The sequence below is a fragment of the Shewanella sp. QJM3NY_23 genome, from assembly GCF_056173105.1.
Genome location: NZ_CM149657.1, coordinates 923820 through 944732 on the forward strand (window position 1 = coordinate 923820; position 20913 = coordinate 944732).

At 45.2% G+C, this 20913-nt stretch carries 20 protein-coding genes; 17 read left to right on the top strand and 3 right to left on the bottom strand.

The window, feature by feature from the left end:
* The first annotated feature begins 156 nt into the window (after positions 1 to 156).
* From mnmL to oxyR, 3 genes are all read left to right on the top strand, one after another.
* Entirely contained in the window at positions 157 to 1083 is a 927-nt protein-coding gene (gene mnmL, locus AC0VXX_RS04230; RefSeq protein ID WP_475516053.1) for a tRNA modification radical SAM protein MnmL/YtqA, read from the top strand.
* A 325-nt stretch (positions 1084 to 1408) separates the two neighbouring features.
* On the top strand, positions 1409 to 1774 hold the full coding sequence (locus AC0VXX_RS04235; RefSeq protein ID WP_475516054.1) for an Hpt domain-containing protein: 366 nt from the start codon (positions 1409 to 1411) through the stop codon (positions 1772 to 1774).
* A 180-nt stretch (positions 1775 to 1954) separates the two neighbouring features.
* Positions 1955 to 2866 carry a hydrogen peroxide-inducible genes transcriptional activator OxyR gene (gene oxyR, locus AC0VXX_RS04240; protein WP_475516055.1) on the top strand — a complete coding sequence of 304 codons (912 nt, stop codon included), beginning with the start codon at positions 1955 to 1957 and terminating at the stop codon, positions 2864 to 2866.
* 1 nt (position 2867) lies between these two features.
* Here oxyR and AC0VXX_RS04245 read toward each other — a convergent pair whose 3' ends face one another.
* Positions 2868 to 3947 (bottom strand): adenylate/guanylate cyclase domain-containing protein, encoded by a 1080-nt coding sequence (locus AC0VXX_RS04245; protein WP_475516056.1) that lies wholly within the window; start codon positions 3945 to 3947, stop codon positions 2868 to 2870.
* Between the two features lie 750 nt (positions 3948 to 4697).
* Entirely contained in the window at positions 4698 to 5378 is a 681-nt protein-coding gene (gene mutH / locus AC0VXX_RS04250) for a DNA mismatch repair endonuclease MutH (RefSeq protein WP_475516057.1), read from the bottom strand.
* 689 nt (positions 5379 to 6067) lie between these two features.
* On the opposite strand from mutH, the gene rppH reads away from it, so the two are divergent.
* The 9 genes from rppH to AC0VXX_RS04295 all read left to right on the top strand — a co-directional run bounded on the left by rppH (position 6068) and on the right by AC0VXX_RS04295 (position 14341).
* Positions 6068 to 6592 carry an RNA pyrophosphohydrolase gene (rppH, locus tag AC0VXX_RS04255; RefSeq protein WP_475516058.1) on the top strand — a complete coding sequence of 175 codons (525 nt, stop codon included), beginning with the start codon at positions 6068 to 6070 and terminating at the stop codon, positions 6590 to 6592.
* A 24-nt stretch (positions 6593 to 6616) separates the two neighbouring features.
* Complete coding sequence (gene ptsP, locus AC0VXX_RS04260; RefSeq protein ID WP_475516059.1) at positions 6617 to 8848, top strand: phosphoenolpyruvate--protein phosphotransferase; 2232 nt, start codon at positions 6617 to 6619, stop codon at positions 8846 to 8848.
* A 100-nt stretch (positions 8849 to 8948) separates the two neighbouring features.
* The gene (locus AC0VXX_RS04265) at positions 8949 to 9740 is read left to right on the top strand and encodes a sulfite exporter TauE/SafE family protein (RefSeq protein WP_475516060.1); all 792 of its coding nucleotides are present in this window, start codon (positions 8949 to 8951) and stop codon (positions 9738 to 9740) included.
* A gap of 76 nt (positions 9741 to 9816) precedes the next feature.
* Positions 9817 to 10668, top strand: a complete 852-nt coding sequence (locus AC0VXX_RS04270; RefSeq protein WP_475516061.1) for a thymidylate synthase — start codon at positions 9817 to 9819, stop codon at positions 10666 to 10668.
* A 303-nt stretch (positions 10669 to 10971) separates the two neighbouring features.
* On the top strand, positions 10972 to 12147 hold the full coding sequence (nhaA, locus tag AC0VXX_RS04275; RefSeq protein WP_475516062.1) for a Na+/H+ antiporter NhaA: 1176 nt from the start codon (positions 10972 to 10974) through the stop codon (positions 12145 to 12147).
* Positions 12144 to 12527 carry a hypothetical protein gene (locus AC0VXX_RS04280; protein ID WP_475516063.1) on the top strand — a complete coding sequence of 128 codons (384 nt, stop codon included), beginning with the start codon at positions 12144 to 12146 and terminating at the stop codon, positions 12525 to 12527. Before nhaA ends, AC0VXX_RS04280 begins: the two co-directional genes overlap by 4 nt.
* Positions 12528 to 12727: 200 nt before the next feature.
* Positions 12728 to 13636: a transcriptional activator NhaR gene (gene nhaR, locus AC0VXX_RS04285; protein WP_475516933.1), complete on the top strand. Its 909-nt coding sequence runs from the start codon at positions 12728 to 12730 to the stop codon at positions 13634 to 13636.
* Between the two features lie 74 nt (positions 13637 to 13710).
* A complete protein-coding gene (locus AC0VXX_RS04290; protein WP_475516934.1) occupies positions 13711 to 13950 on the top strand; it encodes an FAD assembly factor SdhE in 240 nt (79 codons plus the stop codon).
* A 37-nt stretch (positions 13951 to 13987) separates the two neighbouring features.
* Positions 13988 to 14341, top strand: a complete 354-nt coding sequence (locus AC0VXX_RS04295; RefSeq protein ID WP_475516064.1) for a protein YgfX — start codon at positions 13988 to 13990, stop codon at positions 14339 to 14341.
* Between the two features lie 12 nt (positions 14342 to 14353).
* Here the strand turns inward: AC0VXX_RS04295 and nadB are convergent, their stop codons facing one another.
* The gene (nadB, locus tag AC0VXX_RS04300; protein WP_475516065.1) at positions 14354 to 15976 is read right to left on the bottom strand and encodes an L-aspartate oxidase; all 1623 of its coding nucleotides are present in this window, start codon (positions 15974 to 15976) and stop codon (positions 14354 to 14356) included.
* Positions 15977 to 16173: 197 nt separating this feature from the next.
* Here nadB and rpoE point away from each other — a divergent pair, with 197 nt between their 5' ends.
* The 5 genes from rpoE to lepA all read left to right on the top strand — a co-directional run bounded on the left by rpoE (position 16174) and on the right by lepA (position 20789).
* Complete coding sequence (gene rpoE / locus AC0VXX_RS04305) at positions 16174 to 16752, top strand: RNA polymerase sigma factor RpoE (protein WP_110456599.1); 579 nt, start codon at positions 16174 to 16176, stop codon at positions 16750 to 16752.
* Positions 16753 to 16790: 38 nt separating this feature from the next.
* The gene (locus AC0VXX_RS04310) at positions 16791 to 17402 is read left to right on the top strand and encodes a sigma-E factor negative regulatory protein (RefSeq protein WP_475516066.1); all 612 of its coding nucleotides are present in this window, start codon (positions 16791 to 16793) and stop codon (positions 17400 to 17402) included.
* A gap of 67 nt (positions 17403 to 17469) precedes the next feature.
* Complete coding sequence (locus tag AC0VXX_RS04315) at positions 17470 to 18402, top strand: MucB/RseB C-terminal domain-containing protein (protein ID WP_475516067.1); 933 nt, start codon at positions 17470 to 17472, stop codon at positions 18400 to 18402.
* Positions 18403 to 18409: 7 nt separating this feature from the next.
* The gene (locus AC0VXX_RS04320; RefSeq protein ID WP_475516068.1) at positions 18410 to 18868 is read left to right on the top strand and encodes a SoxR reducing system RseC family protein; all 459 of its coding nucleotides are present in this window, start codon (positions 18410 to 18412) and stop codon (positions 18866 to 18868) included.
* A gap of 130 nt (positions 18869 to 18998) precedes the next feature.
* Positions 18999 to 20789: a translation elongation factor 4 gene (lepA, locus tag AC0VXX_RS04325; RefSeq protein ID WP_475516069.1), complete on the top strand. Its 1791-nt coding sequence runs from the start codon at positions 18999 to 19001 to the stop codon at positions 20787 to 20789.
* Positions 20790 to 20913: the final 124 nt, after the last annotated feature.

The window sequence follows — 20913 nt, forward strand, 5'->3', positions numbered from 1 at the left end:
GGTGACAAGGGTAACGCTATCACTGGGTTAACCTGTGATATGGCGCTCGTTTGTGATTGAGATGAAGGGGGCAATGAAGCTTGTTTGAGATAGACCAAGGTTTATTGAATTGAGATTAGCTAAAATACCGCGCCATTTATTGATTGAGACAACCCTGTGGGACTAGATAGCTACGTAAATACCTTTGGAGTGCAGTGCCGACAACAGTTCGGTCAGCGGTTAAAAAAGTTAACCATAGATGCCAAATTTACCTGCCCCAACCGCGATGGTTCACTTGGACGTGGTGGCTGCACCTTCTGTAATGTTGCTTCATTTAGCCACGAGCATGGGACGATAGAGACTATCGGCGAACAATTGGCTCAGGGGCGTGCCCGTGCTCAGGGAAAATCGTCAAAGTTTATCGCTTATTTTCAAGCCTATACCAGTACTTATGATGAATATAAGGTACTTAAGCAAAAGTATGATGAAGCGATAAAAGAAAGTGATATTGTCGGTCTGTGCGTTGGAACTCGACCAGATTGTGTGCCCGATGAGGTGATTGAACTGTTGGCTCAATATCAGCGCCAAGGGCTTGAGGTGTGGTTAGAGTTGGGGTTACAGAGCGCCAATCCGGCAACCTTAAAACGGATTAATCGTGGCCATGGTTTTGATGAATATCAAGATACGGTGCACCGCGCAAGGCTTGCGGGGCTTAAGGTATGCACTCATCTGATTTTAGGGTTACCGGGTGAAACCCATGAAGATTATATTGCTACCCATAAGGCAGTGCTTAGCGCTGGCGTTGATGGTTTAAAGTTGCATCCACTGCATATTGTCGAGGGTAGCACTATGGCCAAGGCTTGGAGAGCGGGGCGATTACCGCTGCTGTCTCAGGCTGAATATGCTTACAGCGCTGCAGAGCTGATCCGTTTTACTCCAAAAGATATCGTGTTTCATCGAGTGACTGCTTACGCTAAGAAACCTATGTTACTGGCGCCAGACTGGTGCGCTTTTCGCTGGGATGGGTTGGTTGCAATTGTTGATGACTTAGCCAAGAATGGCGGCCAAGGTCATTATTTGTCCCAAACAGCATGTTTATCTTAAATAGGATCTCTATTTCAATTCGTTGAGCGACGACACATCCGCCTTGGCAATAATTTTTTAATCTCGATTCAGCGGTGATGGTTTTCCGTGGCATTAAGCGTTGAAGTGTATTTTTTCAGCGCTATTCGCTACCGCTTATTTGCATAATTTACGCGTTAACGGTAATTATTATGCAATAGCTTTAATGGGGTGTTACTTGGTTGTTAATTGTGATGCTTTTTTCACGTCTCGCGCTCAAGTTAGTTGCGCAGGTCATAATTGGCGGTATTATGAAGTGAATGAACAGTATTAGAAAATAAGCATTAAATTTGAGAGGTGTCTTAATATGGCGACAGCTGAGTTAGAATCAATTTTGGATCTTAACACACTAGAGCAATACTGCAGCGCAATTGGTGCCAGTACCTTGCTAAAAAGTGTCGTCTTATTTGAGCAGCTGATGCCTGAGTATGTCGGCAACCTAGTCAATGCCAACGCAGCGCAAGATAAAGACACCTTGTGTTCAGAGGCTCATAAATTTAAAGGTGCTGCCGGCTCTGTCGGTTTAAAGCGTATTCAAGAGTTTGCTCAGTTGCTGCAACATGGTGAGTCTCCTGAGTGGGCCGCTAGTCATGATGCTTGGCTACAAGTGATTGTAGATAATGCCAGTGATGATTTAGCCCAGCTAAAACAGTATTTACAAGCTAAAGGCTAACGTTAGCCGATGAAAAAGCCCTCGATGAGTCATCATCGGGGGCTTTTTTATGCTAAAAAATTGTCGATAGCGGCGATGCTCACAATTTGGGGGAAATACTGCAGCCATCTTGTGAGCGGTTATGTTAGATTAGACTTAAATTGAGTATTTGAATATAAAAACAGGTTGGTAATCGATTTTATGAAACATTTACCGAGTCTTAAAAATCTCTATTATCTGGTGAATTTGCACCAAGAGCAGAACTTTAATCGTGCGGCTAAATTGTGTCATGTTAGCCAGTCGACGCTCTCTAGCGGGATCCAAAATTTAGAAGAGCAGTTGGGACATCAGTTGATTGAGCGCGATCATAAGTCGTTTATCTTCACCGCAATAGGTGAAGAGGTGGTATTACGCTCGCGTAAATTACTCACCGACGTAGACGATTTGGTCGAGCTGGTTAAGCATCAAGGTGAGCCCATGACTGGAGAAATCCGTCTGGGTTGTATTCCAACCATTGCTCCGTTTCTACTCAGTCGAGTCGTTAAGCACTGTCAGGCCAGTTACCCCAATTTAACCCTATTTTTAAAAGAAGATACCACCGAGCGTTTACTCGATGCATTGGGTAAGGGGGAGTTAGACTTATTGCTTTTGGCATTGCCTGCAGATACCAGTGGTTACCACAGTATGAAGGTTGGGATCGATCCCTTTAAGCTGGTGATGCACCGCGAGTTATCATCAGATATTACCCAACCGATAGATTATAAGGCGTTACCCGATGAGAGTATTTTCTTACTGCAATCGGAGCATTGTATTACCGGTCATGCGATTAGTGCATGCCGCTTGGGGGATAGCGACAAGATAAACCCGTTTGCTGCAACCAGTTTACATACACTAGTGCAGATGGTGGACAGTAAATTAGGCACGACATTTTTGCCTCAAATGGCAATCGATGCGGGTATTTTAAAAGATACCGATTTACTCGCCATGACGCCACCTGGTGAAGCGCCTTATCGTGATATTGGTTTGGTGTGGCGACAAACCTCGAGCCGTATTATGACCTTTAGAACCTTAGGCAAGGCAATTGAAAACTTACTGGCACCACAACACCCGTAAACTAGCTATTTGAGCCTCGAGGGGAGACGCCAAACACTTCAATAGAGTGTTGTTTCCCCTTCAGCTTTATCGGGCCTAAATGATTAAATTCATAGCCGCTTTCGCTGATATCCAATTGAGAATGCAGTGCACCAGAGATCAACATACGTTGCCCCAGAGGATTACATTGGTCTTGCAGTCTGGCGAGGGTATTGAGTACATCACTGAAGAAGCTGATCTCCTGTTTTTGCACTCCTACCACAGCCGCAACGACCTGGCCGCAATGGGCGGCGGCTTTAAATTTAGGCACAAAGCCATATTGCTCTTCGAAATATTGACGTTGCCAATTGAGCTGTTGACTGAATTCGTAGTAGATATTAAAACTGCGATCGTGAACGATACCTTCCTCCAGTGGCCAATAGATCAGTACCGCATCCCCCATATAGCGATAAATTTCGGCATCATTGTTGACAACAGTGTCCGATAACAGGCTAAAGCAATCTTGGATCAGGCGGCTAAAACGATAATCGCCTAGCGACTCGGCATGGGTGGTGGAGGCGACCATATCTAGATATAAAAACAGCCGTTGTTCATATCGTGGTCTATGGTATTTTCCTAAGCCGATATTGAGCAGTACTTTGGGGCCGACCAATAGGGCCATCTGTTCGATAAAGGCTAAGCCAACGCGTACGGCGACCAAGTAGATGATTAATGCTTGAAAGGATGGACTATACAAAATGTGGGCGGTGAGCATTTGACGCAGAGTGGTCATATGATTCTCGATGGCCCACATATTCAAATATTGGGTAATGTAGGCCAGAGTTGTTGCACCTAGTAGTAAAAACAGCCCTTTAAAAATAACTGAAAATAGATAAGGTAAGCGGTTAATGGCGCTAAATTCAGCAATGATGTTTGACATCCAGTGCAAGCTGCCAAAAATAATCCCCATGTAAATAGCAAGCGTCGCTAGATCGGCACTCCCAACAGCCCATTGCGGTAACTCTGGGGTTTGGGCATAGCGAAAAAAGACAAAGGCCGCCATAGCGATTGTCCAAGCGAATATGGCAAAAATCAGCTTCTTTGCTTGTCTGCGCGCTCTCACGGTGAAGAATAAACCTTAATACTACTAATATCTCAGAATGCGCTAGTGTATAGAAAACCGACCTACAATTTCCAGTGATATTTGTGATCTAAGTCAAATGAAGTTGAGTTGTGCTCAAAAAGCTGCTTTCTAGGCTCAGCATTGTGGATATTGCATTAACAATTGGCGAATATATGTACTTGGGTGCGCGCTTTATCGTAGTTAGCTAAATTAGCATAAGTTACTGTAATGTCGGCTGTTAGTAGGTTTAGGGCTGTAATGGTTTGCTGTAATGAGTCACCGTTATGGGGTCATAGTGATGAGACAAATATCATTAAGGCTGGCAAGCCGATAGCTGTTATTAGTGCGTTGCGGTGGAAGATTTAGGCTGACTTTTATCGGATACAGTATGCAGTAATCAGCATGAGCCAAGTACCATGACTTGAGTGATACTTCATCGCTGTTTCATCGTCACTGAATTTAATGGTCACTGAACTTGACGGTCACGGCATTTAATCGTCAATGAGTTGATCACGGGATTAAATCGTCACAGTCTTTATAACGCTAGATTCATAACGCTAGATTCATAACGCTAGATTCATAACGCGAGTGCTGGCTGCGTTTGCCATTGAGTGAATGGGGTTAACTGTATGTATTGTATAGCTGTCATTATCGGAGCTGGCACTAGGCATTATTAGTAGTAGGTAGTAGTAGGGGCGCAGCGTCGTTTTATGGACACGGATCTTGAAACAACATCAATTTCCGCTCAAATCAATTGCCAGCTAAATAGTTATTGAGTATCTGCTGGGTGAAGGGGATTTTTAAATAAAATCCTCTTGGATTGGTTAGCTTAATATTACCGTCGGCAGCAATGCTTTGGGTTAAGGAGCGACTATTGGCTCCTTTGGGACGCAGTTGTAACACTTCGCCGTGACGAGCCGTGATCTGTTCGACTTTACCTAGCGCAATTAATTCCATTATCTCTTCCCAATCCTGGCGGATCTGAGCAAATTCTTGCTCTGACGGTGTCCACAGGATAGGCATACCGATTTGTCTGTCGCCAACAGGCTTGGTTCGTATTCCCTCTACCGGGATCCACAATACTCGTTGTAACTTGTGAAACACTAAGCTTTGTTGCCAACTAAGCCCCTGGATATTAACCAGTGGTGCCACGGTAACGTAAGTGGTTTCCATGGGCTTACCCGTTTCATCCACCGGAATCGTTTTTAGTTCGACGCCTAGGTGCAGGAAGTCTTGCTCAGGCTTAGAGCCTGCAATTGCGCCTAGTTCATGTTCGATAAGTTGGCCAATCCAACCTTTATCTCGCTTGAGATTCGTCGGCACACGAATATGATGTAACTCTGCCAGTTGGCCTAGGCTTAAACCTGCCATGTCTTGGGCACGTTGCATCAGTTCGTTAAGTGATAATGGGGGGCGTGGTGTGTTTGTCATGGCTCGATTTTACTGTAGTTACGTCATTTAGCCAACGCGGTTAAAAACTGCTCGCACTCACTACTGTGACATAAAAAGAGATCGGGTTTAGTGTAAGTGTATGATTATAAATGTTTTATTCTTACAGTTTTTACGGCTGATGTGATTCGTAATTAGCTTGCTAAGTTCTTTCCCAACGTTTCCAACATGGTTATCCACAGAAATATTGGATAACTCTGGGTTTATATTTTTAATCGCTAACAATTTTCCCTTGTCAAGCCGAGTAGGCCGCTTACTTTAGCCATATCTGATAGCTTAATACTTTTGCCTGTGCATAACCTTGAGCAAGCCGGAAGTGGTTTATCTTAAATTTACCATTTGATTAAAAATCGTACCGCCATGTGGTTTTATTTTGGATTAAATATGATTAATGTTTTTAATTTCATTATTATCAATGCATTATGTGTTTTTGTTTCTACTGGGTGAGGCCTCCTATTTTTGGCTTATTGCGTTGTAATAACATTTTTAACTGAGTTTCAAACAGAGATATCCACAGATTTTGTGGATATCCTCACGAGCTTTATTTGACTTCTGTTGATAAAAATAAATATTTGGGTTTTTTATCCAGATAATATCTGTTATTAGGCAATTGCCTAGGATCCCACTTTGTGAAACAATCGATCCATTAAAATTTGATATTTGGAGTCCATGTGATTGATAGTGACGGCTTTCGTGCAAATGTAGGCATCATTATCTGTAATCGCTTTGGGCAGGTTATGTGGGCTAGAAGATTTGGTCAGCATTCCTGGCAATTTCCGCAAGGTGGCGTTGATGAAGGCGAAAGTGCCGAGCAAGCCATGTATCGGGAGTTGTATGAAGAGGTTGGGTTAAAAGCTGAGCATGTGCAAATTTTAACTTCGACTCGTTCCTGGTTGCGTTATAGATTACCGAAAAGGTTAATTCGGCAAGACAGTAAACCCTTGTGTATCGGCCAGAAGCAAAAGTGGTTTTTGCTACAATTAAAGAGCCAAGAGTCAGCCATTGACTTGGGTGCTAGCGGTCATCCAGAATTTGATGATTGGCGTTGGGTAAGTTACTGGTATCCCGTGAGGCAGGTTGTGTCGTTTAAGCGAGATGTATATCGAAAAGTAATGAAAGAATTTGCCCCAACGGCCCTACCGTTTCAGGCGCAAGAGCCTTCCCATAGTGGCAGAAGAAGAGGTCGCCGCAGATAGAAATTAGCCAAGGAGAGATAGCCCGTGTTAAAAACGCTTAGAGACATAACTCAGGCTGTCGCTGCTGCCGACGATCTCCCCTCTGCTTTATCCTTATTGGTGCGCCAAACTAAGGCCGCTATGGCGACGCAGTGTTGCTCTATTTACATTCTCGAAGATAATCAATTAGTGCTCTCTGCTACCGACGGCCTAGATCCTCGCGCTGTCGGGCAAGTTAAAATGCGCCTGACAGAGGGGCTCGTCGGGCTCGTTGCCGAGCGCGAAGAGCCCGTCAATCTTGCTGATGCCCAGTTACACCCTCGTTTTAAGCTGTTTTGTGAAGTGGATGAAGAAAACTTCCGAGCCTTTCTTGCTGTGCCTATTATTTATCAAAAATTGATCCTAGGTGTGCTGGTGGTACAGCAGGCCGATGCGCGACAATTTAGCGAGGCGGAGGAAGCCTTTTTAATGACTCTTGCTGCGCAATTAGCAATGGCCGTAAGGGAGCAGCGCAAGAAGGCTGAAGTGAAGTCAGCGCCAGATAAGTGTGTTTATACTGGGTTATCGGCGGCCGACGGTGTGGTCATTGCTAATGCTATGGTGATTGGTGGCGATATTGCTTTAGAGCAGAGAGATACGCTAGCTAATGATATCACCGCAGAGCTCGCCTTACTCGATAACGCTCTCATCACCTGCCGTAACGCTTTGAGCGTGCAATCTCAGCGTTTTGATGGCGAGAATGAGAAAGAGGTGCAGTCAATCTTCAGTGCCTTGTTACTGTTATTGGATGATAGCAGTTTAGGTGGGGAGTATAGCCGAGAAATCCAAGCTGGCTGGAGTGCGGTGTCTGCGGTGAGTCGAGTCTCTTTGCGTTATATCGAACAATTTTTGCAGATGCAAGATCCCTACCTGCAAGAGCGTGCCAGTGATATTCGTGACTTAGGTCAGCGGGTATTAAGGGAGTTGATTGAACCGCAAAAAATGCACATCGAACTCGATGTACCGGTGATTTTGGTGACCAAAGAGGCCACTGTCACTATGTTGGCTGAGTTTCCTGAACACAAGCTCGTCGGTATTGTTACCGAGCTAGGTGGAGTGAATTCCCATGCGGCCATTTTAGCGCGCGCATTTGGCGTACCTGCCGTGATCGGTGTGGAAGGTATTTTAAGTGCCGGAATAGACGGTAAACTGACGATCCTTAATGGCAGTCGGGGGCAAGTGTTAGTGTCGCCCACGCCCACCTTAATCAAAGAATATCGCAGCCATATTGCCGCTGAAAAAGCCTTGCAAGACCGTTACGCACAAGAGTTAGCCTTACCCGCTATTACGTTAGATGATACGCGAGTCCATCTGTACCTCAATGCAGGATTACTCAGTAGTTTGGCGTCGGAGATCGCCGAGGGCGCCGATGGCATCGGCCTGTATCGTACCGAAATTCCGTTTATGTTACAGAGTCGCTTTCCCAGTGAAATGGAACAAACTGAGGTCTATCGACAGGTCCTTGAAGCCGCAGTCGATAAGCCAGTGGTGATGCGCACTTTAGATGTGGGCGGCGATAAGCCCTTGTCTTATTTTCCCATTATTGAAGATAATCCGTTTTTAGGTTGGCGCGGCATACGTTTGACCTTAGATCATCCAGAGCTGTTTTTAGTGCAGCTACGGGCGATGCTTAATGCAGCAGGCTCCAGTGAGCAGCTGCATATTTTGCTGCCCATGGTCTGTTGTCTCGATGAGATAGAGCAGGCTATTGGCTATCTGGAGCAAGCTTATCTGGAGGTGAAACAAGACATTCATCCCGCATTAGTTAGGCCCAAAATTGGCATAATGCTTGAAGTGCCGGCGCTATTGTTTCAGCTTGAAGAGGTGGCTAAGCGAGTCGATTTTATTTCGGTCGGCTCCAACGACTTAACTCAATATTTGTTAGCCGTTGATCGTAATAATCCGAGGGTGAGTTCGCTCTATGATTGTTACCATCCTGGTATTCTTAGAGCGTTAAAGCGAGCGCGATTAGAGTGTGACCAATACCAGCTACCTGTTAGTGTCTGCGGTGAATTAGCCGGTGAACCCATTGGTGTTATTTTGTTGGTGGCGATGGGGTTTAATCAGCTAAGTATGAACCAAGGCAGTTTAGCCAAGATAAATTATCTTATAAGACGGGTTTCTTATACGGATTTAAGTGAATTGCTAGTGCAGGCCTTATCGCAGTCGAACGGCGCCGAAGTAAGGCAGCTCGTCACTGAGTTTCTTACTCGTAGGCAATTAGCTGAATTTGTTTAAACCGTCAAATTGCACTGTCTAGGCGCCAACGAGCAGATTTCAATCTAGGCGTTTTTGATTTAAGCTATTGCACTTCGATGGGCTAAGCAATAGAGATAAGATGTTAACCATATTTTTTAGTTGTGTGGCCCTCGGTGCATTTATCGGTTTCATGGCAGGATTATTGGGCATTGGCGGTGGGATCATTGCCGTGCCAGTCTTGCTCTATTTACTGCCTCAAGCTGGTATCGTACCTGAGCACTTGACTCATGTGGCGATAGCAACCTCACTTGCCGCAATTATCTTAACCTCTTTTTCTTCCGCTCGCGCTCATCATAGCCATGGTAATGTGCCTTGGTCATTATTAAAAACCATGCTGCCAGGCTTTATACTTGGGGCGTTATTGGCAGGCTTTATTGCCACCTTGTTTGCCGCCGATACGTTAAAGCAAGCATTTGCTATCTTTGTCATCTTTATGGCAATTCAGATGATGTTTCCGTATAAAGCCCAGGCGGCGACTCGGCCATTGCCCCATCGCGCCGTGCTGTTTAGTGTATCGTTATTGGTTGCCATTATTGCTGCCTTAATGGGCATTGGCGGCGGCGTACTGTTAGTACCATTTTTATGTTGGTGTGGGCTACATATCCGTCAGGCGATTGGGTTTTCGTCGGTAACCGGATTAACCATAGCGCTGTTTGGTAGTGTCAGTTATGTCATTGCAGGTTGGGGAGAACCTGGTTTAGCCGATTATACTTTGGGCTACATTTACCTTCCGGCTTTAATTGGTATCGTCTCTACCTCTATGCTGGCAGCTCCCTTTGGTGCTAAAGCGGCGAGCATCTGGCCAACGCCAAGGTTAAAAAAGATATTTGCCTTGCTACTTATGATTATTGGATTGAAGTTAGCCCTGTAGTCACGGTCGAGAAATTAATTATTATTTGAATTTGTTGGTTAGTGATAATCAACTGTTGTCTTTAGAGTAGGGAACCATGAAACAGTATTTACAGCTATGTAATCGCATTATCGATGAAGGTGTTTGGGTTGAAAATGAACGTACCGGAAAACGTTGTTTAACCGTGATAAATGCCGATTTAACGTATCGGGTCGATGCAAATGAGTTTCCGTTAATTACTACGCGTAAAAGTTTTTGGAAAGGGGCAATTGCTGAACTCATTGGTTATCTGCGTGGTTACGATAACGCTGCAGACTTTAGAAGACTTGGAGCTAAAACCTGGGATGCTAATGCTAATGAGAATAGCGCCTGGCTTAATAACCCCCATCGTAAAGGTGTCGATGATATGGGCCGTGTTTACGGTGTACAGGGGCGAGCTTGGCGCAAACCCGATGGTGGCAGTGTCGATCAGTTGAAAAAAATTATTGATAATTTAAGTCGTGGTATAGATGATCGCGGTGAAATTTTAAGTTTTTATAATCCGGGCGAGTTTCACATGGGATGCTTGCGTCCTTGTATGCATACGCATAATTTCTCGTTATTAGGCGATACCCTTTATTTAAATAGTTTTCAGCGCTCTTGCGATGTCCCACTAGGACTTAACTTTAATCAGGTGCAGGTGTTTGCCTTATTAGCTTTAGTGGCGCAGATCACGGGTAATAAAGCGGGCACGGCTTATCATAAAATTGTTAATGCGCACATTTATGAAGATCAGCTTGAGTTAATGCAAACGGTACAGCTGAAGCGTGACCCCTTGCCATCACCACAACTTATAATTAACCCCGATATCAAGTCGCTTCACGATTTAGAAACTTGGGTCACCATGGATGACTTCGAAGTGCAGGGTTACCAACATCATGATGCGATAAAATATCCATTTTCAGTATAAGACTCCCCACTTAACAGCGGAAATACTGAGGTAAAGCGCAAGGCATTGTTAACAATGCCTTGCGCTTTTTTTATGCCATATGCTTAAAAACAAGACAAAAGACCATTTTCGAGTAGGTTTTGTTAATGATTGGCCTTTTTTGATAGGCTGTTCAGCGTTAAATGAAAAAAGGGTCATTTGGTGTTTAATCATTAGTGCGCCTTAATAGTCGGAATTTCCGATGTTTGATGCAGATGCAAACGATTATTCAGAATTTGGTTATTCAGCTAGACTCAAAGCATTGAGTGTTAATGGAGTTTATATATGGAAAAGGCTATTAGAAATTTTCTAAGCCAAGAGTCAGCCGGCGGCATCTTGCTGATGGCAGCTGTTTTGCTGGCAATGTTAATGGCAAATTCGCCGTTATCAGAAATGTACCAAGGTTTTGTACATACAGAAATGCAAGTTCGTGTGGGTAGCCTAGATATCGATAAAACACTTATCCACTGGGTTAATGACGGCTTGATGGCATTATTTTTTATGCTTATTGGCCTTGAGGTGAAGCGAGAGTTACTCGAAGGCGCACTATCAAGTAAAGAGCAGGCAGCATTGCCAACATTTGCGGCTATTGGTGGCATGTTATTTCCAGCAGCTGTCTATTTAGTGTTTAACTTTGGCGACCCTGTTACGTTATCTGGCTGGGCAATTCCGGCAGCGACCGATATTGCGTTTGCACTTGGGATCATGGCGTTGCTTGGTAGTCGAGTACCAGTGGCGTTAAAGGTGTTCTTGTTGGCATTAGCCATTATTGATGATTTGGGCGTGGTGGTGATTATTGCCATGTTCTACAGTTCCGACTTATCAGCCATCAGTTTGTTGATTGCAGCGATAGCCATAGTCGGTTTGGTGGGTCTTAATCGTAAAGGGGTCACTAAGATACTGCCCTACGGCATTGTGGGACTCGTTTTGTGGATTGCGGTGCTTAAGTCGGGTGTGCACGCCACGCTTGCCGGGGTGATTATCGCTTTCTGTATTCCACTAAGAGCCAAAGATGGTAGTTCTCCGTCGGAAAAGTTAGAACATAATCTTCATCCTTGGAGCACCTTTATTATTTTGCCTATCTTTGCCTTTGCTAATGCGGGTGTTGATTTGTCAGGTATGAGCATAACGGATCTGTTATCGCCTGTTCCTGTGGGCATTGCATTAGGTTTGTTGTTAGGTAAGCCTTTAGGAGTGCTGTTTTTTAGCTATGTGGCAGTAAAACTTAAGTTGGCGGTATTACCTGAAGGAATGGGCTGGCGCCATATTGCTCCAGTGGCTGTGATGTGTGGTATTGGTTTTACCATGTCGATGTTTATCTCCTCTCTAGCCTTTGTTGGCGGAGGGGAAGTGTATGGTGATGTGGCACGTCTTGGCATATTAACGGGATCGATTTTGTCAGCATTAATTGGTTACTTTTGGTTATCAAAAGTACTACCTGAGAAAGGAGAGAACACATGAAAAAGCAACTGACTATATTAGGGCTATCATTGGCTATGGTAGCAGGTGCTTCGGCATCACAGATCCCAGCTTGTAATCAGGAGATCGATAGTCCCGCTTGCCAGCACTATCTTGAGGGAGTCGTCGATGGCGCGTTAATGTATAAACCCAATACTATGGGCCAACGCCTCGAATCGAATGATTATGAGTCACGAGCACTTAAATATCGCAGCGGTAAACGTTTTCAGCAGGCAAATAGAACTTACTGTGAGAGTCGTATTCCCGATCGTGAAGTCTTGGTGAGTGGCCTGGAAGAAGCCTTCGCTGCCGGGAATATTAATAATGCACAGGAGCTGAGCAGTGTGATGTTTAGCTTAATGGATTGCCAACGTCTTCAGTAAGTTAAACCAGTATTTAACCTGCCAACATTTTTATAAGTGATATTGTCATGCTCTCGTTTGGCTGCCGTTTTTATTCGGCATCCAACGAGGTGTGCGGTATGATATAAATCCATTATCTACCATTTTGAATATTGTCTCGCATGAATCATACGTCACTTGGTTAGCGTTTGAGAGCCGCGATAGGGGTTAATCACGTGCTGATGTCACACCTTAATTACAATCATCTCTATTATTTTTGGATGGTACATAAAAAAGGCTCGGTCGCGAAAGCGGCACAGGCCCTTTGTTTGACGCCGCAAACGGTCACTGGGCAGATACGGGTATTGGAAGAGCGTTTAAAGGGCAGTTTATTTAAACGTGTCGGGCGCTCGCTTGAGCCAACTGAGTTAGGTGAATTAGTGTTTCGTTATGCCGATAAGATGTTCAGCCTAAGTTACGAAATGCTCGATCGACTCAACTATCAAAAAGAAGACAATATTTTATTTGAAGTTGGCATAGCCGATGCTTTATCAAAAGCGTTAGCTAGCCGAGTGTTGCTGTCTGTGGTGCCCTCCGATGGCTCGATGCGCTTGGCCTGTTTTGAATCCACACACGAAAGTTTAATGGAGCGATTACGCGAGCATAAGTTAGACATGATCTTGTCTGATTGTGCTGGAGAGTCGTTAAAATACCCTGAGATCTTGTCGAAAAAATTGGGTGAATGTGGCGTCGGTTTCTTTTCATCTGAGCGTTATAGTAAGCCGTTCCCCGCTTGTTTAGAACAAGCTAAATTATTGATCCCAGGTAAACGCACCTCACTTGGGCAACAGTTGCATCATTGGTTTGATGAAAACAATCTCAATGTCACCATTTTGGGCGAATTTGATGATGCCGCCATGATGAAAGCGTTTGGCTATTTTAAACAAGGGATTTTTGTCGCCCCCTCGATCTATAAACAAGATATCTTAGCTCACGGGATCAGTTTTTTGGGGGAAACCACTGATATTAAAGAGGTTTATCATGTGATGTTTGCTGAGCGAATGATTCAGCATCCGGCGGTTAAACGCTTATTGGCGACCGATTTTAGCGATCTTTTCGCAGGCAAAGACAGCCAAGTTGAACTGCTTTAAAGGGTGCCAGTATTACGGTGAGCTGATACACTAACGGCAATAATAATTAAGGGAGTAGTTGCGTGTCAGAACCAATGAACATAGCCAGAGTAAGATGGGCATGCCGACGCGGCATGTTAGAGCTAGATGTATTGTTCCAACCCTTTGTGGAAAATCAATATGCAATCCTATCAAACCAAGATAAAGCCAGCTTTGTGCGTTTGTTAGAGTGTGAAGATCCTGAGCTATTTGCGTGGTTTATGGGTCACAAAGTGTGCCCTGATCCCGAGCTTGCTCAAATGGTCATTCAAGTTCGTGGCCGGCCAGCGCCATAATTTTCATTTATACCCTTCCTTCGACCAGCGACTCGCGTTGGTCGTTTTTGCGGCCTTATGCTTCACTTCATTTCTGGCGTGGCCACCTGTCGATGTTATCTGGTTTATTGCCATTAAGTGGAGTGCTATCGCTTTGGTGGTTGCTGTGTTTATCGGGTTATGGATTCGCCTTCAGCGTTGGTCTTTTTCCTTTTGGCTCGATGAGTCAGGTAACGCTGGTATTGGCAACAACGCTGCTATCTATACGTTAAAACGGCGCTGGATAACTCCGCTGATGGTACTGTTTGAGATGCACAAGGATGGCGATAAACACCTAGTGATGGTGTGGCGAGATATGTTGGACGACACAAGTTATCGTTACTTGTGTCGTCTGTTATTACGCTTTGGCTAATATGATAAGGGACTAAGCGATTTTGTTGGGCAATAAAATCGTGGGCTGTGGATTATCCGATTTTTCAGGGTGGTCGATATTATAATGTAAGCCGCGACTCTCTTTACGTTCCATCGCGCAGCGAATAATGAGTTCAGCTACTTGCACTAAATTCCGCAGCTCAAGAAGATTATTGCTTACTCTAAAGTTACTGTAATACTCCTGTATCTCTTGCTGGAGCATAGTGCAGCGTCTTAGCGCGCGTTCGAGTCGTTTATCTGAGCGAACAATCCCCACATAATCCCACATAAATAGTCTTAGTTCATGCCAGTTATGAGCAATAACTACCTCTTCATCAGAGTTAGATACTTGGCTTTCATCCCAGTGTGGAAGGTTCATCGGCATCGGGATTTTGTTAAGCTGACTGCTAATATCTTCAGCCGCCGCTCGGGCAAAAACCAAACATTCTAATAGCGAGTTACTGGCGAGACGATTGGCTCCGTGCAATCCAGTGTAGGCCACTTCGCCTACGGCATATAAGCCGTTAAGGTCGGTCTGGCCGTGTAAATCTGTCATCACGCCACCACAGGTGTAATGCGCTGCAGGGACCACAGGAATGGGGTCTTTGGTTATGTCGATGCCCCATTCTAAACAGCGCTTATAGATGGTGGGGAAGTGTTTTATGACAAAATCGGTTGGCTTATGAGTGATATCCAGATAAACGCAATCTGCGCCCAAGCGTTTCATCTCGTAATCGATGGCGCGCGCCACGATATCCCTTGGAGCCAACTCTGCACGTTCATCGAAATCGGGCATAAAGCGTGAACCATCGGGGCGACGAAGATAAGCGCCTTCGCCTCGTAATGCTTCGGTCAGTAAAAAGTTACGTGCATCGGCATGGTACAAACACGTGGGATGGAATTGGTTAAATTCCATATTGGCCACACGGCAGCCCGAACGCCAGGCCATAGCAATACCGTCACCCGAGGCGATATCGGGGTTCGATGTGTATTGGTAGACTTTAGATGAGCCACCAGTTGCTAATGCGACAAAGCGGGCCTTGACCGTTTCGACATGTTCTTCATCTCGGTTCCATACATAGGCACCGAGTACCCGATTACCAGGGCGTTTAAGCTTGCGAGTGGTGATTAAGTCGATGGCGTTATAGCGTTCTAATACTTGGATATTAGGGTGGTTCATTACGCTTTCTTGTAGCGTAACTTGTACCTCTTTACCTGTGGCATCGGCGGCATGTAGGATACGACGATGGCTATGGCCGCCTTCGCGGGTCAAGTGATATGGTGCATTACTATTATCACTACCATCGGTGCGCTCCTCTTTATCAAAGGCGACCCCGCATTGAATCAGCCATTCCATCGCGCTTTTCGCATTTTTAGCGGTGAAGGTGACAACTTGCTCATCGCATAATCCCGCTCCGGCCACGAGTGTATCGGCAACGTGGGATTCAATGGTATCCTCTTCATCGAACACAGAGGCGATACCACCTTGGGCATAATAGGTAGAGCCTTCGTTAAGCGGCCCCTTGGAGAGTAAGATAACTTTCGTTTTTTCAGCCAGATGCAATGCTAAAGTTAACCCTGCAGCACCGCTACCGATAACCAAAACGTCAGATTGGTGTTCAACTACTTGTTTCATCGGGTATCATGGTAAGTCATGTGAGTATTGCTATGTTAAACCAAGATAGAAATTATGGATATGGGTTAGTCGTAGAAAATAAATTCATATTTGGCAATCTTTTTTAGAACTTTTTCAGTAAGCGCTAGTCTACATAGGTGAATATGATTCGAGCGACTGAGAAATCAGCATTTTAGATTTAGGAGTAGTCGGCTCGGATGAGTGGACAAATAAGTGATCAACAATTAGTTGAACGGGTACAGCAGGGAGATAAAAACGCTTTTAACCTCCTGGTACAGAAATACCAGAGTAAGGTCATCAACCTGATAGCTCGATATGTTCGAAATCAGGCCGATGTGGCAGATGTGGCTCAAGAGGCGTTTATTAAAGCCTACCGAGCACTGCCAAACTTTCGGGGCGAGAGTGCATTTTATACTTGGTTGTACCGTATTGCAGTCAATACTGCGAAAAATCATTTAGTGGCCCAAGGGCGACGCGCACCGGCTAATGATGTCGATGCCGAAGATGCTGAATATTACGATGGCAGTGATGCGCTTAAAGAGTTCGCCTCTCCAGAGCGGTTGATGTTATCTGAAGAGATTCAGAAAGTCGTGTTTGATACCTTGGATACCTTGCCACAAGAGTTGAAGATAGCTATCTCTCTGCGTGAGCTCGATGGAATGAGTTATGAAGAGATAGCCAATGTGATGGAGTGTCCCGTTGGCACGGTAAGATCGCGGATCTTTCGAGCGCGAGAGGCCATCGACAAACAGTTGCAGCCATTGCTGGAACGTTAAATTGTTATCTCAGTAAACTAAATTTAAATGGGTGTTAAATGGATAAATTAGGTCAGGAATGGGTATCCGCTGCCGTCGACGGTGAAGTCGAAGAGCAGGTATTGGCTGAATTAGCGGCCGATACGGATTCACATGGTCAGTGGCGTGATTATCACATGATTGGTGATGCGATGCGTGGCGAGTTGCCAAAGATGGTCGATCTCGATCTGAGTGCCAATATTGCCGCCGCTATTGAAGCGGAGCCAACGCTCATCGCACCAAAACGTGTGGAACCAGCACAAACACAAACTGCTCCAGCAAGGAAGTCGGCAGGCGTTATCCCCATGTTTAAACAGTTTGGTCAGTATGCCATTGCTGCCAGCGTCGCACTAGTCGCTGTGGTGGGAGTACAAAATTATAACCAAACATCAGAGTTAGATGCATCGCCATTGCCGGTGCTGAATACTCGCCCCTTGGTTGGTAGCGCATCACCTGTGAGCCTTCAAACTGGGCCTGTGCAAAAAAACCAAAGTTTCACTAATGAGCAAGTAATGGAGCAGCGTCACCGTATTAATACCTATATTCAAGATCATATGTTGCAACAGAGATTGAATAATAGTGTGAATATAGACGACAATAGTGATATCTCACCGATCCCGGTTAATCACTAAAAAGCTATTCTACTTATCGCTGCCGCTATAATGGGCATGATGATAAGTATGATGTTAAGGAGTTAGCTTGCGTCTTATTTGGTTGGCCCTGTTAGTCCTCGCTCTTCCCGTCACCGCACAGGAAGATATGTCCGCTAAAGCTTGGTTAGAAAATATGAGCCAAGCGTTGCGGACTCAAGAATTTAAAATGTCGCTGATCCATTTACAGTCGGATCATATTCGTCCTTTGGTTTATATCCATGGTCAGGTTGAAGATCAAGAAGTGGCTTTTCTTGAGCATTTAAATGGTCCGCCTAAAAATGCAGTAAGAGTGGGCAACACTGTGACGTTTATCGAACATGACCAGCCTGCTTACAGTGTAGAAGCCGATCGTATTCAAGGCGTATTACCCCCCGCTTTTGCCAGTAACATTAGTTTGCTCGAGCAAGGGTATCAGTTTGTGCTGGGCGGAAGAAGCCGTTTAGCGGGACGTCCTAGTCAATTGGTGCGCATCATAGCTAACGATGATAATCGTTACAGCTATCAAGTTTGGCTGGATATGGATACCTTTTTGCCGCTGCGCTATGACATGCTCAATCTTGAGAAGCAATTACTCGAACAGATATTGGTGGTTGAGCTCATCGTATTAGAGGAAGCCCCTGCGATTTTACATGAGGCCTATAAGCAACAGTGGCCGCCAGTCATGCCGCAACCGAAAAGAGAGCAGGGCAATAACTGGCAATTCAGTTGGTTACCTGCAGGATTTGCAATTATCGTTAAAGACAGCCATCGACTGATTGGCAGCCACGAAGCGGTAGAGTACATCGCGCTCAGTGATGGCTTAACCCATATTTCTGTTTATGTTGCCAGAGCGCCTGAAACCGTGCTTCCAGAAGAGCTAATGACTCGAAATGGTCTGTCTTTGGCTAGTGAGCGGGTGGGCAATGCTGAAGTGGTGGCGGTCGGTAAAGCACCGGTTGAGACCCTTTCGCGTATTGCTAAGAGTATTACAATCGAGTGATGGCATTATGATGGAAGAAGTCGCTACCGTCATTCGTGATAATCATGACGGTTGGATAACGGTAGAAGTTAAGGTAAAAAACGCCTGTAATCACTGCGAGAGCAGTGAATCTTGTGGTACATCCGCTGTATCTAAAGCCTTTTCGCCTAAGGTGCAGCGCTTTTCTGTACCAGCCAAAGAGTCTTACCAACCTGGCGAGTTAATAAAACTTGGCTTGCCCGAAAGCGTGTTGCTAAAAGCCGCGGCTATTGTCTATTTGCTGCCTTTATTAGGCTTATTTGTTGGTGCAAGCTTTGGCCGTTTTTTTATGCCCATGCTTGATATTGCTGCTACCGAAGTAGTTGTGATAGGTTTTGGGATATTAGGTGGCGTGATAGCTTGGATGGTGGGGCGTCGTTGGGCCAAGCAGTTAGAGCAGGTTAGCCAACCTGTTATTATTGCACGGTTAGGACAACGCATCGTGTGAGTAAATTAGCTCGCTGCCAACGTTGATATTTGCTTTCACTGTATGATTACAATTGGTATTAAGGCAGCGATCGGGTACAATTCGGCACTTTTAGATAATTTTCAACTTTAGAGTTTAGTCATTTCGCATAATGAAGCATATTAGAAACTTTTCGATTATTGCCCATATTGACCACGGCAAATCAACCCTTTCTGACCGTCTTATTCAAGAATGCGGTGGCCTGTCTGACCGCGAGATGGCGGCGCAAGTTTTAGATTCGATGGATCTTGAGCGTGAGCGCGGTATTACCATTAAAGCCCAGAGCGTGACGCTCGACTATAAGGCGAAAGATGGCGAGACCTACCAGCTTAACTTTATTGATACGCCCGGCCATGTGGATTTTTCCTATGAAGTCTCGCGTTCCCTGGCTGCTTGTGAGGGTGCTCTGCTGGTTGTCGATGCGGGTCAAGGGGTTGAGGCGCAGACCTTGGCTAACTGTTATACCGCACTGGAGATGGACTTAGATGTGGTCCCAGTGCTAAACAAGATTGACCTTCCACAAGCCGATCCTGAGCGCGTTGCCGAAGAGATTGAAGATATTGTCGGTATCGAAGCCACTGACGCCGTTCGCTGCTCTGCAAAAACGGGCGTGGGTATTAGTGATGTACTGGAAACCATTGTCGCCAAAATTCCACCACCAGTAGGCGACCCCGATGCGCCCTTGCAAGCGCTGATCATCGACTCATGGTTTGATAGCTACTTAGGTGTGGTGTCGCTAGTACGTATCAAGCACGGCAGTCTTAAAAAAGGCGATAAGTTTAAGGTGATGTCAACCGGACAGACCCATACCGCCGACAGAGTAGGTATTTTTACGCCTAAGCAAACTGACACGGGTGAACTAAACACTGGTGAAGTGGGCTATGTGATTGCCGGTATTAAAGAGATCCATGGCGCGCCAGTAGGTGATACCTTAACGCTGGCTAAAAATGGTGCGTTAGCGCCATTGCCTGGTTTTAAGAAGGTAAAACCTCAGGTTTATGCGGGTGTGTTCCCTATTTCTACCGACGATTATGAGAGTTTCCGTGATGCGCTTAATAAGTTAAGCCTTAACGATGCCTCGTTATTTTTCGAACCTGAAACGTCATCGGCGTTAGGCTTTGGTTTCCGTATCGGTTACCTAGGTCTGCTGCATATGGAGATTGTTCAGGAGCGTCTTGAGCGCGAATACAATCTGGATTTGATCACCACGGCACCCACCGTAGTGTATGAGGTAGTCACCACCAAAGGCGAAACTGTTTACGTCGATAATCCATCGGATCTACCGCCGATGAACAACATCGAAGAGATACGTGAGCCGATTGTTGAAACCAATATTTTAGTACCTAAAGAGTACTTAGGTAACGTGATCACCTTGTGTGTTGAAAAACGCGGCATGCAAACCAATATGGTTTATCACGGCAACCAAGTGGCGATCACCTATGATATGCCGATGGCTGAAGTCGTTATGGATTTCTTTGACCGCCTTAAGTCGACCAGTCGTGGTTATGCCTCGCTTGAGTATAATTTTAAGCGTTTCGAAGCTGCCGATATGGTGCGCCTTGATGTCTTAATTAATGGCGACCGCGTCGATGCCTTAGCGATGATTTTGCATAAGTCGAACGTACGTTATCAAGGGTTGGCATTAGTGAATAAGATGAAAGAGCTTATTCCAAGACAGATGTTTGATATTGCGATTCAAGCGGCTATTGGTAGTCAAATTATTGCCCGTTCTTCGGTTAAGGCGTTGCGTAAAGACGTTACCGCTAAGTGTTATGGCGGCGACGTATCACGTAAGAAGAAGCTGCTTAATAAGCAGAAAGAGGGTAAGAAACGCATGAAGCAAGTGGGTAACGTTGAAGTGCCACAAGAAGCCTTCCTCGCGGTACTCAAGCTAAATGAGTAATCACTGCTTACGTTAATAAATGTTAATAGTGATAGATATTGGGCGCCGCGGTTTGCGGCGCTTTCGTTGTTACAGTATAAATGAGCTATGTAAAGCGTATGGCAAACTTGCCAGATGCGCAGAT

Coding starts and splice junctions, on each gene's coding strand:
- AC0VXX_RS04235 (WP_475516054.1), top strand. CDS start 1,409: ATGGCGACAGCTGAGTTAGAATCAATTTTGGATCTTAACACACTAGAG.
- oxyR (WP_475516055.1), top strand. CDS start 1,955: ATGAAACATTTACCGAGTCTTAAAAATCTCTATTATCTGGTGAATTTG.
- mutH (WP_475516057.1), bottom strand. CDS start 5,378: ATGACAAACACACCACGCCCCCCATTATCACTTAACGAACTGATGCAA.
- AC0VXX_RS04265 (WP_475516060.1), top strand. CDS start 8,949: ATGTTAACCATATTTTTTAGTTGTGTGGCCCTCGGTGCATTTATCGGT.
- AC0VXX_RS04270 (WP_475516061.1), top strand. CDS start 9,817: ATGAAACAGTATTTACAGCTATGTAATCGCATTATCGATGAAGGTGTT.
- nhaA (WP_475516062.1), top strand. CDS start 10,972: ATGGAAAAGGCTATTAGAAATTTTCTAAGCCAAGAGTCAGCCGGCGGC.
- AC0VXX_RS04280 (WP_475516063.1), top strand. CDS start 12,144: ATGAAAAAGCAACTGACTATATTAGGGCTATCATTGGCTATGGTAGCA.
- nhaR (WP_475516933.1), top strand. CDS start 12,728: ATGTCACACCTTAATTACAATCATCTCTATTATTTTTGGATGGTACAT.
- AC0VXX_RS04290 (WP_475516934.1), top strand. CDS start 13,711: ATGAACATAGCCAGAGTAAGATGGGCATGCCGACGCGGCATGTTAGAG.
- nadB (WP_475516065.1), bottom strand. CDS start 15,976: ATGAAACAAGTAGTTGAACACCAATCTGACGTTTTGGTTATCGGTAGC.
- rpoE (WP_110456599.1), top strand. CDS start 16,174: ATGAGTGGACAAATAAGTGATCAACAATTAGTTGAACGGGTACAGCAG.
- AC0VXX_RS04310 (WP_475516066.1), top strand. CDS start 16,791: ATGGATAAATTAGGTCAGGAATGGGTATCCGCTGCCGTCGACGGTGAA.
- AC0VXX_RS04320 (WP_475516068.1), top strand. CDS start 18,410: ATGATGGAAGAAGTCGCTACCGTCATTCGTGATAATCATGACGGTTGG.
- lepA (WP_475516069.1), top strand. CDS start 18,999: ATGAAGCATATTAGAAACTTTTCGATTATTGCCCATATTGACCACGGC.